The organism is Enterobacter sp. A103, from assembly GCF_034427535.1.
In the GTDB taxonomy this organism is placed as follows: domain Bacteria; phylum Pseudomonadota; class Gammaproteobacteria; order Enterobacterales; family Enterobacteriaceae; genus Enterobacter; species Enterobacter asburiae_B.
On record NZ_JAXQPQ010000005.1, the window covers coordinates 249,605 to 264,723 of the forward strand.

Annotated in this window: 15 protein-coding genes; 8 read left to right on the forward strand and 7 right to left on the reverse strand. The window is 56.0% G+C overall.

Annotated features, from left to right (window positions below; translation table 11 throughout):
* The first annotated feature begins 97 nt into the window (after window positions 1-97).
* Window positions 98-835 carry a 1-acylglycerol-3-phosphate O-acyltransferase gene (gene plsC, locus SPH27_RS15930; protein ID WP_023333413.1) on the forward strand — a complete coding sequence of 246 codons (738 nt, stop codon included), beginning with the start codon at window positions 98-100 and terminating at the stop codon, window positions 833-835.
* Between the two features lie 58 nt (window positions 836-893).
* The gene (gene ftsP, locus SPH27_RS15935; RefSeq protein ID WP_023309186.1) at window positions 894-2,306 is read left to right on the forward strand and encodes a cell division protein FtsP; all 1,413 of its coding nucleotides are present in this window, start codon (window positions 894-896) and stop codon (window positions 2,304-2,306) included.
* A 30-nt stretch (window positions 2,307-2,336) separates the two neighbouring features.
* Here ftsP and SPH27_RS15940 read toward each other — a convergent pair whose 3' ends face one another.
* Window positions 2,337-3,812 (reverse strand): TrkH family potassium uptake protein, encoded by a 1,476-nt coding sequence (locus SPH27_RS15940; protein WP_182071636.1) that lies wholly within the window; start codon window positions 3,810-3,812, stop codon window positions 2,337-2,339.
* 199 nt (window positions 3,813-4,011) lie between these two features.
* On the opposite strand from SPH27_RS15940, the gene SPH27_RS15945 reads away from it, so the two are divergent.
* Window positions 4,012-6,183 carry a YgiQ family radical SAM protein gene (locus tag SPH27_RS15945; protein ID WP_048979110.1) on the forward strand — a complete coding sequence of 724 codons (2,172 nt, stop codon included), beginning with the start codon at window positions 4,012-4,014 and terminating at the stop codon, window positions 6,181-6,183.
* A gap of 83 nt (window positions 6,184-6,266) precedes the next feature.
* On the opposite strand, the gene dkgA is transcribed toward SPH27_RS15945, so the two are convergent.
* Window positions 6,267-7,094: a 2,5-didehydrogluconate reductase DkgA gene (dkgA, locus tag SPH27_RS15950; RefSeq protein ID WP_207167846.1), complete on the reverse strand. Its 828-nt coding sequence runs from the start codon at window positions 7,092-7,094 to the stop codon at window positions 6,267-6,269.
* Between the two features lie 105 nt (window positions 7,095-7,199).
* Entirely contained in the window at window positions 7,200-8,363 is a 1,164-nt protein-coding gene (gene yqhD / locus SPH27_RS15955; protein ID WP_322435717.1) for an alcohol dehydrogenase, read from the reverse strand.
* A gap of 195 nt (window positions 8,364-8,558) precedes the next feature.
* Between yqhD and SPH27_RS15960 the strand changes: the two genes are divergently transcribed.
* The gene (locus tag SPH27_RS15960) at window positions 8,559-9,458 is read left to right on the forward strand and encodes an AraC family transcriptional regulator (protein WP_182071639.1); all 900 of its coding nucleotides are present in this window, start codon (window positions 8,559-8,561) and stop codon (window positions 9,456-9,458) included.
* 32 nt (window positions 9,459-9,490) lie between these two features.
* Here the strand turns inward: SPH27_RS15960 and yghB are convergent, their stop codons facing one another.
* Both yghB and metC read right to left on the reverse strand, forming a co-directional pair.
* The gene (yghB, locus tag SPH27_RS15965) at window positions 9,491-10,150 is read right to left on the reverse strand and encodes a DedA family general envelope maintenance protein YghB (protein ID WP_182071640.1); all 660 of its coding nucleotides are present in this window, start codon (window positions 10,148-10,150) and stop codon (window positions 9,491-9,493) included.
* 143 nt (window positions 10,151-10,293) lie between these two features.
* A complete protein-coding gene (gene metC, locus SPH27_RS15970) occupies window positions 10,294-11,481 on the reverse strand; it encodes a cystathionine beta-lyase (protein WP_045403978.1) in 1,188 nt (395 codons plus the stop codon).
* 251 nt (window positions 11,482-11,732) lie between these two features.
* Between metC and exbB the strand changes: the two genes are divergently transcribed.
* Together exbB and exbD are read left to right on the forward strand one after the other, a co-directional pair.
* Window positions 11,733-12,464 carry a tol-pal system-associated acyl-CoA thioesterase gene (exbB, locus tag SPH27_RS15975; RefSeq protein ID WP_047347847.1) on the forward strand — a complete coding sequence of 244 codons (732 nt, stop codon included), beginning with the start codon at window positions 11,733-11,735 and terminating at the stop codon, window positions 12,462-12,464.
* 4 nt (window positions 12,465-12,468) lie between these two features.
* Window positions 12,469-12,894, forward strand: coding sequence for a TonB system transport protein ExbD (gene exbD / locus SPH27_RS15980; protein WP_023309173.1), 426 nt, complete (start codon window positions 12,469-12,471; stop codon window positions 12,892-12,894).
* A gap of 42 nt (window positions 12,895-12,936) precedes the next feature.
* Here exbD and SPH27_RS15985 read toward each other — a convergent pair whose 3' ends face one another.
* Together SPH27_RS15985 and SPH27_RS15990 are read right to left on the reverse strand one after the other, a co-directional pair.
* The gene (locus SPH27_RS15985) at window positions 12,937-13,386 is read right to left on the reverse strand and encodes a hypothetical protein (protein WP_032659963.1); all 450 of its coding nucleotides are present in this window, start codon (window positions 13,384-13,386) and stop codon (window positions 12,937-12,939) included.
* A 1-nt stretch (window position 13,387) separates the two neighbouring features.
* Window positions 13,388-13,792 carry a hypothetical protein gene (locus SPH27_RS15990; RefSeq protein ID WP_023309171.1) on the reverse strand — a complete coding sequence of 135 codons (405 nt, stop codon included), beginning with the start codon at window positions 13,790-13,792 and terminating at the stop codon, window positions 13,388-13,390.
* 103 nt (window positions 13,793-13,895) lie between these two features.
* Between SPH27_RS15990 and SPH27_RS15995 the strand changes: the two genes are divergently transcribed.
* Entirely contained in the window at window positions 13,896-14,399 is a 504-nt protein-coding gene (locus SPH27_RS15995; RefSeq protein ID WP_023309170.1) for an ESA_00282 family adhesion-associated protein, read from the forward strand.
* Between the two features lie 81 nt (window positions 14,400-14,480).
* Entirely contained in the window at window positions 14,481-14,969 is a 489-nt protein-coding gene (locus SPH27_RS16000) for a TIGR00645 family protein (RefSeq protein ID WP_023309169.1), read from the forward strand.
* Window positions 14,970-15,119: the final 150 nt, after the last annotated feature.

Genomic DNA, 15,119 nt, shown 5'->3' on the forward strand with positions numbered 1-15,119 from the left:
TTCGTGCGTTGCGATTAACAATACGCGCTCGTAATAAAGTCCTTACCTGGCCACAGGTGAAGTATAATTGTCAGCTGTTGGGGCTTCAGAGGTCGCTATGCTATATATTGTTCGTCTTATTCTTACCGTTATCTACTGCATTCTGGTCTGTATTTTCGGCTGCATCTATTGCCTGTTCAGTCCGCGTAATCCTAAGCATGTTGCCACCTTCGGCCATATGTTCGGTCGCCTTGCGCCGCTGTTTGGTCTGAAGGTTGAAAAACGTCTGCCTGAAGGGGCGGAGAATTTCGGTAACGCCATCTATATCGCCAACCATCAGAACAATTACGATATGGTGACCGCCGCAAATATCGTTTTGCCACCGACCGTGACGGTGGGGAAAAAAAGCCTGCTGTGGATCCCGTTTTTTGGCCAGCTGTACTGGCTGACCGGTAACCTGCTGATCGACCGTAACAACCGTGCGAAAGCGCACAGCACCATTGCGGAAGTGGTCAATCATTTTAAAAAGCGCAGAATCTCAATCTGGATGTTCCCGGAAGGAACGCGCAGCCGCGGCCGCGGCCTGCTGCCGTTTAAAACCGGGGCGTTTCATGCCGCAATTGCGGCAGGTGTTCCAATTATTCCTGTGTGTGTTTCCAATACTTCGAATAAGATTAATCTTAACCGCCTGAATAACGGGCTGGTGATTGTCGAAATGCTGCCACCCGTCGATACCAGCAAATACGGTAAAGACCAGGTGCGCGAGCTGGCAGCGCACTGCCGTGAGCTGATGGCTCAGCATATTGCGCAGCTCGACAAAGAAGTCGCAGAGAGAGAAGCCGCCGGTAAGATTTAATCCGGCGTTGAAGGGAAAACGAATTCCCGCGTTGTTAGTCGTTTCAGATGGAGCTTATATGTCACTCAGTCGGCGTCAGTTTATTCAGGCTTCCGGGATCGCCCTTTGTGCGGGTGCGATGCCGCTGACAGCCAGCGCCGCCGGGCAGCAGCAGCCGCTGCCCATTCCGCCATTAATTGAATCCCGTCGCGGTCAGCCGCTTTTCCTGACGCTGCAGCGTAGCCACTGGTCCTTTACCCAGGGGACGCGCGCGCCGGTCTGGGGCATTAACGGACGTTACCTTGGGCCGACCATACGCGTGTGGAATGGCGATGACGTAAAGCTCATCTACAGTAACCGTACCCCTGAAAATGTCGCCATGACCATCAGCGGCCTGCAGGTGCCTGGCCCGTTGATTGGCGGCGCGGCGCGAATGATGTCACCCAGCGCCGACTGGGCTCCCGTTCTGCCGATTCGCCAGAGCGCGGCCACCCTGTGGTATCACGCCAACACGCCTAACCGCACGGCGCAGCAGGTCTATAACGGCCTGGCCGGAATGTGGCTGGTGGAAGATGAGGTCAGCAAATCCCTGCCGATCCCGAACCACTACGGCGTGGATGACTTCCCGATTATCATCCAGGACAAACGTCTGGATAATTTCGGTACGCCGGAATACAGCGAGCCGGGCAGCGGTGGCTTCGTCGGCGATACGCTGCTGGTCAACGGCGCGCAAAGCCCTTATGTGGAAGTTTCTCGCGGCTGGGTGCGCCTGCGTCTGCTCAACGCCTCCAACTCGCGCCGCTATCAGCTGCAAATGAGCGATGGCCGTCCGCTGCACGTGATCTCCGGCGACCAGGGCTTTTTACCGGCGCCGGTTTCCGTCAAACAGCTGGCGCTCTCGCCGGGCGAACGTCGTGAAGTTCTCATTGATATGACCAATGGGGATGAAGTGTCTGTCACCTGCGGTGAAGCGGCCAGCATTGTGGACCGCATTCGCGGGTTCTTTGAACCGTCGAGCATTCTTGTCTCTACCCTGGTGCTGACCCTGCGCCCGACCGGTCTGCTGCCGCTGGTGACCGATAGCCTGCCAATGCGTCTGCTGCCGCAGGAGATCATGAGCGGCTCGCCGGTGCGTAGCCGTGATATCAGCCTGGGCGACGACCCGGGCATCAACGGCGCACTGTGGGACGTCAACCGCATCGACATTACCGCGCAGCAGGGCACCTGGGAGCGCTGGACGGTCCGCTCGGATATGCCTCAGTCGTTCCATATTGAAGGGGTGGCATTCCTGATCCGCAACGTCAACGGTGCGATGCCGTTCCCGGAAGATCGCGGCTGGAAAGATACCGTCTGGGTAGACGGCCAGGTTGAACTGCTTGTCTATTACGGTCAGCCTTCGTGGCCGCACTTCCCGTTCCTGTTCCACAGCCAGACGCTGGAGATGATGGACAGGGGCTCCGTGGGGCAGATGCTGATCAACCCCGCACCTTAACCCCAACATTCCCGGTTCGCCGGGAATGTTTTATGCCCGCCAGAAAAAGCGCGAGAACAGAATCAGCACCGGGTAAATTTCCAGACGCCCCAGGATCATCGCCGCGCACATCAGCATTTTTGCCCCCTCGGTTAACGTGCCAAACGTCGACGCCGTCTCGCCAAACCCCAGCCCCATGTTGTTGATGCAGGCGGCAACCGTTGCGAATGAGGTAAACAGGTCGTAGCCCATCAGGTTGAGCGACCAGACAAAAAAGCCCGTGATCATGATGTAGAGAAAAAAGAAGCTCCATACCGAGCGCAGGACGCGTTCATTCACCACGCTTTTGCCCACCTTAATGCTCAGCAGCGCTCTCGGATGCGCCAGCTGGTTCATCTCCTGAATACTCTGCTTGAACATAATGAGAAAACGCAGGGCTTTGATCCCGCCGCAGGTCGAGCCTACGCAGCCGCCAAAAAAGCTGGCGCTCAACAGCAGGAAGATGGTGTGTGCGGGCCATTGGGCATAGTCGGCTGTCGAAAGGCCGTTATCGGTCATCATCGAACTGGCAAGGAAGAAGGCGTGCACCAGGCTATCCGTTGCGTTGTACATCCCGGCATGCCAGACCTGCCAGGCGGTGATGACAATAATCACCGCGGCGGCGCTCAGAAAGAATTTAACCTCCGGGCTGCGGCGAATCGGTTTCAGGGTGCGTCTGACAATGGCGACGTACCAGAGGGTGAAGTTGAACGCGGAAAGCAGTGAAAACGCCCCGGCGACCAGCTCAATCGCGTGGCTGTCATAAAACCCAATGCTCTCGCTGCGGGTGGAAAATCCGCCCAACGACACGGTCGACAGCCCGTGACAGAGGGCGTCAAAAAATGACATTCCCGCCAGCCAGTAGGCCAGGGTGCATGCCACGCCCAGCGCGAAGTAGGTCACCCACAGCGTCCGCGCGGTATCGGCAAGGCGGGGAGTCAAACGCTCCTCTTTGAACGGCCCCGGCATCTCTGACTGATAGAGCTTCATGCCGCCGATGCCCAGCAGCGGCAGGACCGCGACGGCCAGCACGATGACGCCTAACCCGCCGATAAAATTCAGCTGAGCGCGGTAATAAAGGTACGACTTGGGCAGGGCGCTGACGTCCCCGATGACCGTTGCCCCGGTGGTGGTGATCCCGGAAACCCCTTCAAAGAGCGCGTCGGCAAAGGAGAGCTGTAGCCCGTCATCCATCCAGAGCGGCATGGCGCTAATGAATGAAAACAGCAGCCAGAACAGCACGATAATCACAAACCCGTCGCGGGTGCGAAGCTGTATGCCGGCGTGACGGGTTGCCCGCCAGGTTAGCCCTCCGAGAGTAAAAAAGGTTAAAAAGGTGGTCAGGAAGGCAAAGTAGGTCCGCTCTTTATTCAGCAGGGCGATCACCATCGGCGGCAGCATGGAAAGGCTGTACAGCAGAACCAGAAAACCGCAGAGGTGAAGGACAACCCGCAGCTGGGATACATGTAACGAATCGTTGGGCTTCACGACAGAGCTCCGCGCAATAACACGTTCCGGGGCAACTCACCGGAAAATATAGTGAATATTATGATTCAAAATTATCAGGGCGCGGTATTTTAACGACTTCCACGAATATCTGCCTGCTTCCTGCATCCTTTTCTTCAAATCTGGCGGATGAACAGCGTATAATCCCGCTCCTTTTGTCTATTTTTTCTTCGGAAGCATTATGAGCGCAATTTCCCTGATCCAGCCGGATCGTGACCTCTTCTCCTGGCCCCAGTACTGGGCGGCCTGCTTTGGACCGGCGCCATTCCTGCCGATGTCCCGGGAAGAGATGGACCAACTGGGCTGGGACAGCTGCGACATCATTCTGGTCACGGGCGATGCCTACGTTGACCATCCGAGCTTCGGCATGGCCATCTGTGGCCGTATGCTTGAGGCGCAGGGCTTCCGCGTGGGGATCATCTCCCAGCCTGACTGGAACAGCAAAGACGACTTTATGCGTCTGGGTAAACCGAACCTGTTCTTCGGCGTCACCGCAGGCAACATGGACTCGATGATCAACCGCTATACCGCCGACCGCAAGCTGCGCCATGACGACGCCTACACGCCGGATAACGTGGCGGGTAAACGCCCCGACCGCGCAACCCTGGTCTATACCCAGCGCTGTAAAGAAGCCTGGAAAGACGTGCCGGTGATCCTGGGCGGCATCGAGGCAAGCCTGCGCCGCACCGCACACTACGACTACTGGTCAGATACCGTACGCCGCTCGGTGCTGGTGGATTCCAAAGCCGACATGCTGATTTACGGTAACGGCGAGCGTCCGCTGGTGGAAGTGGCGCACCGTCTGTCGCAGGGTGAACCGGTGAGCAGCATCCGCGACGTGCGCAATACCGCCATTATGGTGAAAGAGGCGCTGCCGGGCTGGAGCGGGGTGGATTCCCGCATCATTGATATGCCGGGCAAAATCGACCCGATCCCGCACCCGTATGGCGAAGACCTGCCGTGTGCCGATAACAAGCCGGTTGAGCCGAAAAAAGCGGAAGCGAAGGCTATCGTTGTGCAGCCGCCGCGCCCGAAACCGTGGGAAAAGACCTACGTGCTGCTGCCGTCCTACGAGAAGGTGAAAGCCGACAAGGTGCTCTACGCGCACGCGTCCCGTATTCTGCACCATGAAACCAACCCGGGCTGCGCCCGCGCGCTGATGCAGAAGCACGGCGAGCGCTTTATCTGGATCAACCCGCCGGCGATCCCGCTCTCCACCGAAGAGATGGACAGCGTCTTTGCGCTGCCGTACAAGCGCGTGCCGCACCCGGCGTACGGTAACGCCCGTATCCCGGCGTATGAGATGATCCGCTTCTCGATCAACATCATGCGCGGCTGCTTCGGCGGCTGTTCGTTCTGCTCCATTACCGAACACGAAGGGCGTATTATCCAGAGCCGCTCTGAAGATTCGATCATCAATGAGATCGAAGCGATTCGCGACTCGGTGCCGGGCTTTACCGGCGTGATTTCCGACCTTGGCGGCCCAACCGCGAACATGTACATGCTGCGCTGCAAGTCGCCGCGCGCGGAGCAAACCTGCCGTCGCCTCTCCTGCGTCTATCCGAGCATTTGCGAGCATATGGACACTAACCACGAGCCGACGATCAACCTCTACCGCCGCGCGCGCGACCTGAAGGGCATCAAGAAGATCCTGATCGCGTCCGGGGTACGTTACGACATCGCCGTGGAAGATCCTCGCTACATCAAAGAGCTGGCGACGCACCACGTCGGCGGCTATCTGAAGATTGCGCCGGAGCACACCGAGGAAGGCCCGCTGTCGAAAATGATGAAGCCGGGCATGGGCAGCTACGATCGCTTTAAAGAGCTGTTCGATACCTATTCGAAGCAGGCGGGTAAAGAGCAGTATCTGATCCCATACTTCATCTCCGCCCACCCGGGCACGCGCGACGAGGACATGGTGAACCTGGCGCTGTGGCTGAAGCAGCGTCGCTTCCGCCTGGATCAGGTGCAGAACTTCTATCCGTCACCGCTCGCTAACTCGACGACCATGTATTACACCGGCAAGAACCCGCTGAGTAAGATTGGTTATAAGAGTGAAGAGGTGGTGGTGCCGAAAGGGGATAAACAGCGTCGTCTGCATAAAGCGCTGCTGCGCTACCACGATCCGAAAAACTGGCCGCTGATCCGTCAGGCTCTGGAAGATATGGGTAAAAAACACCTGATCGGCTCGCGCCGCGACTGCCTGGTGCCGGCCCCGACGCTGGATGAGATGCGCGAAGCGCGTCGCCAGAACCGCAATACGCGCCCGGCGCTGACCAAGCACACGCCGATTGTGCATCAGCGTTCGAACGGTAATTCGAGTGTGAAGAAGCCCGTGAAGCGCAAAGCGTAAATAAAAAACCCCGGCGAGCCGGGGTTTTTATGTCGACACGTAGGCCGGGTAAGGTGAAGCCGCCACCCGGCTTTTTTACGCGACTACCCGCCAAACTGGTCCGGGTCCGGGCCTAAACGTTTACCCTTATCCAGCTTCGCAATCTCACCCAGCTCGTCTTTGTCCAGACGGAAATCCCAGACGTCGAAGTTCTCGGCGATGCGCGATGGCGTGACCGATTTCGGGATGACCACCAGGCCGTTGTCCAGATGCCAGCGAATGACGATTTGCGCCGGGGTTTTACCGTATTTATCCGCCAGCTCACGGATGATCTTTTGATCAAACACCCCTTCGCCGCCCTGCGCCAGCGGGCTCCAGGACTCGGTCTGGATTTTATGCGTAGCGTTCCAGGCGTGTAGCTGGCGCTGCTGCATCAGCGGGTGCAGCTCGATCTGGTTAATCACTGGCGCAACGCCCGTCTCGTCAATCAGCCGCTGCAGGTGATGAACCTGGAAATTACAGACGCCGATGCTTTTCACCAGCCCCTCTTTCTGCAGTTCAATCATCCCTTTCCAGGCATCAACGTAGCGATCGATAGCCGGAACCGGCCAGTGCATCAGCCAGAGATCGACGAAATCGAGCTGGAGTTTCTCCAGGCTCTCCTCCAGCGCTTCGCTGGGGCGTTTTTGATCGTCGTTCCACAGTTTCGTGGTGATGAATAACTCATCGCGGGGGACGCCGGCGCTGGCCAGTGCCTTACCCACGCCGTCCTCGTTTTTATATGCGGCGGCGGTATCAATGGACCGATAGCCGACTTCCAGGGCTTTATGAATGGCGGAGACGACCTCGTCGTTACCGGCTTTCCATACACCTAGCCCCAGCTGGGGCATCACGTTGCCGTCCTGCAGCTTGATTACGGTTTGGTTTGCCATTTTTCCTCCTTCAGGTGCGCATCGCCGGAGGGTTCCTCCGGCGATGGGTTGTGCATTAAGTCTGGACGAAATGTCAAAAAACGAAAGTCGGGAGGGCAAAAACGCTTAGCGTGCCGCTTCGTAGATGCGACGGCTCACGTCGAGCGTAATATCGCCGTGCTCGCCCAGGTGGGTCATGCCGTGTTCTTCGAGTTTCGCCAGCAGGGCAGGGATGGAGCTGCCGTCCAGACCGTAGCCAGAGAGACGCGTTGGCACGCCCAGACCTTCAAAGAAGCTTCGGGTCGCTTCGATGGCGGCATCAATACGCGCATCGTCAGAACCCTCGGTGATGTTCCACACGCGCTCGGCGTACTGCAGCAGTTTGGCACGCTTGGTATCCCGTTTTTCGTTCCACAGCGCAGGCAGCACAACGGCCAGCGTCTGAGCGTGGTCCAGACCGTGCATTGCCGTCAGCTCGTGTCCCAGCATGTGGGTCGCCCAGTCCTGCGGTACGCCTGCGCCGATCAGGCCGTTCAGCGCCTGCGTTGCCGCCCACATGACGTTGGCGCGAACGTCATAGTTTTCCGGCTCTTTCAGCGCTTTCGGTCCGTCTTCGACGAGCGTCAGCAGAATGCCTTCCGCGAAGCGATCCTGAATTTTGGCATTCACCGGATACGTTACGTACTGTTCAACGGTATGAACAAAGGCGTCGACCACGCCGTTCGCCACCTGACGCGCAGGCAGGGTGTAGGTGTAAACCGGATCCAGGATCGCGAACACAGGCTGAACGTGTTCGTTCATAAAGGCCTGTTTGTCGCCGGTCGTTTTACGGGAGATCACCGCGCCCTTGTTGGATTCAGAGCCGGTGGCCGGCAAGGTCAGCACGGAGCCCATCGGGATTGCGCTTTTAATGTCGCTGCCGCGGGTTTCCAGAATGTGCCACGGATCGATGCCGTCAGCGTAGTGCGCTGCCGCCGCGATGAACTTGGTGCCGTCCAGCACGGAGCCGCCGCCGACGGCCAGCAGGAAGGTGATATTTTCTTCGCGGGCAATTTTCACCGCGTTCATTAGCGTTTCGTAAGACGGATTTGGCTCGATGCCGCCGAACTCACGCACGTCCAGACCGTCCAGGGCGCTGTAAACCTGATCCAGCACGCCGGTTTTTTTCACGCTGCCGCCACCGTAGGTGATCAGCACGCGGGCGTCGGCGGGGATCGGCGCGCGCAGATCGGCGATAGCGTCTTTACCAAACAGAATGCGGGTTGGGGTGTGAAGATTAAAGTTGTTCATTGCTCGTTCCCTTTAGTGGGTGAAAAACCGTGGTGGCGCAGAGGGCGACCTGATGCTGCACATTGTGTCTGTCCGGGGCTATCCTCTCAATGCACATTCCTGCCGATGTCTTGCCCATTTCTACAGAGCGCTGGAGAAAGCGCGGAAAACGACGCACACTGTCAACGTCGGAAACCGTACCCGGAGTAACGTAATATGAACCGTGAAGCGATCTGCCATCAGCTCACTGCGCAGATTAAAAGACTGATAGATAAAGAAAATGGTGTCAGCGATCTGCTTCCTGACATTCGCCTGCTCTACGGCACGCAGCCCGGGACGCGCACGCCGGTCATGTACCAGCCGGGCATCGTTTTTCTCTTCTCGGGCCATAAAATTGGCTATATCAACGAGCGCGTGTTCCGCTACGACACCAATGAATATCTGCTCCTGACGGTACCTTTACCCTTCGAATGTGAAACCTTCGCGACAGAGGCCGTTCCGCTGGCCGGTATTCGCGTCAACGTCGATATTCTTCAGCTGCAGGAGCTGCTGATGGATATTGGCGAAGACGAATTCTTCCAGCCGTCTATGGCGTCGAGCGGGATTAACTCGGCGACGCTGTCGGAAGATATCCTCTGCGCCATTGAGCGTCTGCTGGACGTGATGGAAAGGCCGCTGGACGCGCGTATTCTGGGCAAACAGATCGTCCGCGAAATTCTCTACCATGTGCTGCTGGGTCCGGGCGGCGGGGCGTTACTGGCTCTGGTGAGCCGACAGACCCACTTCAGCCTGATAAGCCGCGTGCTCAAGCGTATCGAAAGCCAGTACACGGAAAACCTCAGCGTCGACCAGCTGGCGGCGGAAGCGAACATGAGCGTCTCGGCGTTTCACCATAACTTCAAGTCGGTAACCAGCACCTCGCCGCTGCAGTACCTTAAAACCTACCGGCTGCATAAGGCGCGGATGCTGATGATCCACGACGGCATGAAGGCCAGCGCGGCGGCAATGCGGGTGGGTTACGAAAGTGCGTCGCAGTTCAGTCGGGAGTTTAAGCGCTATTTTGGCGTTACGCCGGGAGAAGATGCATCACGCATCCGAACCATGCAGGGAGCTTAAGCTTTTCCCCTCTCCCCTATGGGGAGAGGGGATCACGCGCTGCAGTACTTCTTCTTAATCACCACCGCGATGGTTCCCACCAGGCCTGCCACCAGCAGGAACAACGGCAGCACCATCAGGAAGGTCATCACCTGATCTTCATGGTGTTTCACAAAGGGGATCATATTCAGCGCGTAGCCGAGCGTGGTGACCACACCCACCCACAGCAGAGCGCTCAGCCAGTTGAAGAACTGGAAGCGGCGGTTTGACAGACCGGAAATGCCCGCCATCGTAGGCAGAAGCGTGCGAACAAACGCGAGGAAACGCCCCGCCAGCAGTGCCAGCAGGCCGTGGCGATCGAACATGCAGGTCGCACGCTGATGATATTTATGCGGTAACTGCGCCAGCCAGCCTTTCACGACGCGGGTATTCCCGAGCCAGCGGCCCTGCAGATAGCTCAGCCAGCAGCCCAGGCTGGCTGCGGAAGTGAGAATAACCATCGTTGGCGTGAAGTCCATGACGCCTTTTCCGATTAACGCCCCGGCAAGTAAAAGCAGGCTGTCACCGGGTAAAAAAGAGGCTGGCAGTAATCCATTTTCCAGAAACAGAGTTGCGAACATCACGAGGTAAACGATACCGACGACGTGAGGATCCGCCAGCGCGGCAAAGTCGTGTTGCCAGAGCGCCGCGATAATATCTTGAATAACAGCCATGGACTTTCCTGTGGAACAGCAGATATAGCGCTATTGTACTCCCTTATTCGCCCGTCGGGGTTGATCCCGGGCGCAACTCATGCAGACTTTTCTGCTTGCGGTGTCCACAAAAGCGTCCAGGGAGTACATTTTCAGCCAGCACTCTACACGATACGCTCGAACCCTGCTGCTAAATCGGCAATCAGATCGTCAACGTTTTCTAAACCGATATGCAGTCGAATCAGGGTGCCGCTGAAGTCCACTTCACCGCCGGGGCGCAGAGCCGCAACCTGTTCCGGCTGGTTAGGCAGGATCAGGGATTCAAAACCGCCCCAGGAGTAGGCCATGCTGAAGAGGGTAAAATTATCCAGATAGCTCGCCAGCTCGTCGTTATTCAGCCGTTTTTTCAGCACGAACGAGAACAGGCCGCTGCTGCCCGTAAAGTCACGCTGCCAGAATTCGTGGCCTTTACTGCCCGGTAACGCGGGATGATTCACGCGCTCAACCTGCGGATGCTGCGCCAGCCATTCGGCCACCTTCAGGCTGCTTTCATGGTGCTGACGCAGACGAACGCCCAGCGTGCGGAGTCCGCGGCTGGTCATGTAGGCCGTATCTGCATCCACCATCTGGCCCATCAGGTAGGCATTTTCACGCAGCTGATCCCAGCAGCGCGCGTTGGAAACCGCGGTGCCAATCATGCCGTCAGAGTGGCCTATCAGGTATTTCGTCGCCGCCTGAATCGAGATATCAATGTCGAACTCCAGGGCTTTAAACAGCACGCCCGCCGCCCAGGTGTTGTCGATCATCACGATCGCCTCTGGGGCTTTGCTGCGCACGGCCTTCACGATAGCCGGCACGTCGTGAACTTCCATGGTGAGCGATCCCGGAGATTCCAGGAACACAATGCGCGTGTTTGGCTGAATAAGTTCGGCAATGCCTTCACCAATCAGCGGGTCGAACCAGCCGGTCGTTACGCCGAGCTTGCTGAGGATTTTGGTGCAGAAGTCCTGGCTGGGCTCGTAGGCGGTGTTGGTCATCAGGATATGGTCGCCCTGTTCCACAAACGCCAGAATGGTGTTGGCGACCGCCGCCGCCCCGCACGGGAACAGCGCGCAGCCCGCGCCGCCTTCCAGCTCGCACATCGCCTCCTGAAGAGAGAAATGGGTTAGCGTGCCGCGACGGCCATAAAACAGCCCGCCTTTGGCGCGGTTGCGCGTGGCGATTTTTTTCTCCTCAACGGTATCAAACACCAGCGAGGAGGCTCGTTGAATCACGCTGTTGACCGATCCCTGCGTATATTTTTTGCTGCGTCCTGCCTGTACCAGCGTGGTATCAAGATGCTTCTTTGTCATGTTCGCTAACCCTGTTTTTATACGTCTGGACGTCCAGACTACCACGATTGGAAAAAACTGCACCCCGGGGCTTATCGAATAAGCAGAAAATATTAGCAAAAATTTGCATAAGAAATTTTTACTGCGTAAGCGCAAGGAAAGTGAACGAAAATTACGGCACCATGCAAATACTAATGAGAACTACTATCAATTCGACGACGTTTTGATATTATTACGCTCAGATTTTGTGATTTGCGTCCTGGAGATACAGAGTGGGTAATAATTTGATGCAGACGGATCTCTCCGTTTGGGGCATGTATCAGCATGCTGACATCGTGGTTAAGATTGTGATGATCGGCCTGATTCTGGCGTCCGTTGTCACCTGGGCTATCTTCTTCAGCAAAAGCGCCGAGCTGCTTTCGCAGAAGCGTCGCCTTAAGCGGGAACAGCTGCAGCTGGCTGAAGCCCGCTCTCTGGATCAGGCTTCAGATATGACCTCATCCTTCCACGCGAAAAGCCTGACCACCCTGTTAGTGAACGAAGCGCAGAACGAGCTGGAACTCTCCGCTGGCAGTGAAGATAACGAAGGGATCAAAGAACGTACCGGTTTCCGCCTGGAGCGTCGCGTTGCGGCCGTTGGCCGACACATGGGACGCGGTAATGGTTATCTGGCGACCATCGGCGCGATCTCACCGTTCATCGGTCTTTTCGGAACGGTCTGGGGCATCATGAACAGCTTTATCGGTATCGCGCAGACCCAAACCACCAACCTGGCGGTCGTTGCGCCGGGTATCGCAGAAGCGCTGCTGGCGACGGCAATCGGTCTGGTTGCCGCTATTCCGGCGGTGGTCATCTACAACATCTTCGCGCGCATGATTGGCAGCTACAAAGCCACGCTGGGTGACGTTGCCGCGCAGGTTCTGCTGCTGCAAAGTCGCGATCTCGACCTGAACGCCAGCTCGGTTAAGCCGGTGCACGCGGCGTCTAAACTGCGCGCAGGTTAAGAGTATGGCGATGCGTCTAAACGAAAATCTGGACGATAACGGCGAAATGCATGAAATCAACGTGACGCCGTTTATCGACGTCATGCTGGTTCTGCTGATTATCTTCATGGTGGCCGCGCCGCTGGCGACGGTGGATGTGAAGGTGAATCTGCCCGCCTCTTCCAGCCAGCCCCAGCCGCGCCCGGAGAAGCCTATCTACCTGTCTGTGAAAGCGGATAAATCAATGTTCCTCGGGAACGACCCGGTGACGGCCGACTCGGTCATCCCGGCGCTGGAGCAGCTTACGGGCGGTAAGAAAGACACCACGGTCTTCTTCCGCGCGGATAAAACCGTTGATTATGAAACCATGATGAAGGTAATGGACACGCTGCATCAGGCGGGTTACCTGAAGATTGGACTGGTCGGCGAAGAGAAAGCGGCCTCGAAGTGATAAAGAAGCTGGCGAAAGCCGGCTTTTTTTATGCCTGTCGGTTTAAGCGTTTTTATTATCCGTCGGTGCGGTAGAAGGGGTTGCCAGCGCGTCCTCATCAAGCGCCACGCAGGTGACATTTGAGGTACGGTACTCACCGTCGGACAGCTTGCGCGTCAGACGCAGGGTGGCGATTTCTCTGGCAAGCAGATACTGATAATTGGCCTCAAGACGTCCCAGAAGCTTCTCTTTCAGCTCGGGACGCTGCTCTATGATGGCGTTCATCACGGCACCGTAAATCTCTTCTTTGACCTGTAGCGGATAAATTTCACGGCGATTCTGCCACTTCAGACGAACCAGCGTCGCCGGGATCGATACCAGGTCTTGCGTAATACGCGTCATCTCGTCATTTTTTGTGTTTCTTAGCGCGTCGAGATTTTGCTTTAAGATAAATTCATCACTTTTTTTATCATCTAAAGTCAAATAAACGTCGTTGTTTTTAACTTCTTTCACGTTAATCTTCCCCCAGGCTATAAAAGATTGGGTTGTTTTTTTCGCGCGTAATTAAATTAAGCCAAATTTCATTGCCCGCTTCATTAATTTCTTCGGTTTTCTCGGCCATTATTTGACTTAGTTTCTGGGCATCTATTTCACCCTCGGCCTGCAGGTCATTCAGCAGGTGGACAAAGGCTTCAATTTTTATGGCGCGAAATAAGCGGTCTTTTATATGGCGATCGTGCTCTTCCAGCAACATATTTCGGGATTTGCCAGTTCGGGAAACACCAATTAATATATCGGGCTCGAAATCAGAGAGCTTTCTTTTCCCCTGAGTGAAACTGGCCTCTTTTTCTGCTTCCGTCGGTTGCTGTTCCACAGGCGTAATGTGGTACTTAGCCGGGACGAGATAGTCGGGCAGCATTTTTAATTTCCTTTATTTTCAACAGGGTGGGGTTGGTAAAGGCGTGAGATTCGTTGACAATATCATGAGGCAAATTTAAAATCAAAAAAAATGGAGCCTACCCATGAACAGCATCTTTTTTACGGTCATCACATTACTATTACTGACCGCTGGTGTGCTTTTATTGATGCAGGAGTTCAATAAAACGAAAGTGTCGAAAGACACCAGTGAACCCCCGCAACCTGAACTGATGACAAAAGAGGAAGGGGAAGACCATTTCTCTGTATTGATGAACTCCGTTACGCCTGTCTGGTACTGGCGGGTGAACCACGAATATATCGACTTTTTACACGCGACAATTAAGCGTATGAAAATGTCGGAAATTAATGACACGCCTGGACTGTTTGAGGCGCAGCGTCGCTGTAGCGATCTGAATTCAGCAGTCTATAAATATTATGACAATATTAAAAAGCGCTGCCTTAACGGCGAGAAGGTCTCTTATTCCGATCTGGACGTATTAAATTTGCGTCAGTGTTTTCGCGAGTTCAGCCTGGAAGCCTATCCTGAACTGGTGGCGCTTGTCTGGCCGGAGTACGCACGTCCCGAGGTTAACCCGGACAACGTCTGAGTGACGTACCGTTGAGTTATTGCAAACAGTCAGCGCCGTTGAGATATACTGGGCGCTGGTTTCTTTTGCAAACAGGACTCTATGGAACGCTTTTTTGAAAATGCCATGTACGCCTCCCGCTGGATACTGGCCCCCGTCTATTTTGGCCTCTCGCTGGCACTTATCGCGCTGACGATTAAGTTCTTTCAGGAAATCTGGCATGTTCTGCCGAACATTTTTTCTATTGCCGAAGCGGATTTGATTCTGGTTCTGCTGTCGCTGGTGGACATGACCCTGGTGGGCGGGCTGCTGGTGATGGTGATGTTCTCCGGCTACGAGAATTTTGTCTCCCAGCTCGATATCGACGAGCGTAAAGAGAAGCTCAGCTGGCTGGGCAAAATGGATGCTTCGTCGCTGAAGAATAAAGTGGCCGCGTCGATTGTGGCGATCTCCTCTATCCACCTGTTGCGCGTGTTTATGGACGCGAAGAACGTGCCGGATAACAAACTGATGTGGTACGTCATCATCCACCTGACGTTTGTGCTGTCTGCGTTTGTGATGGGGTATCTGGATAAGATCAGTAAGAAATAAAGTACACCTTACCCCTCACCCTAACCCTCTCCCCAAAGGGGCGAGGGGACCGCTCGGTGCGGCCTTTCTCCCTCTCCCTGTGGGAGAGGGCCGGGGTGAGGGCATCAGACTGCACTATTTATCCGACGACGCCTGCCACAGATTCAAAGC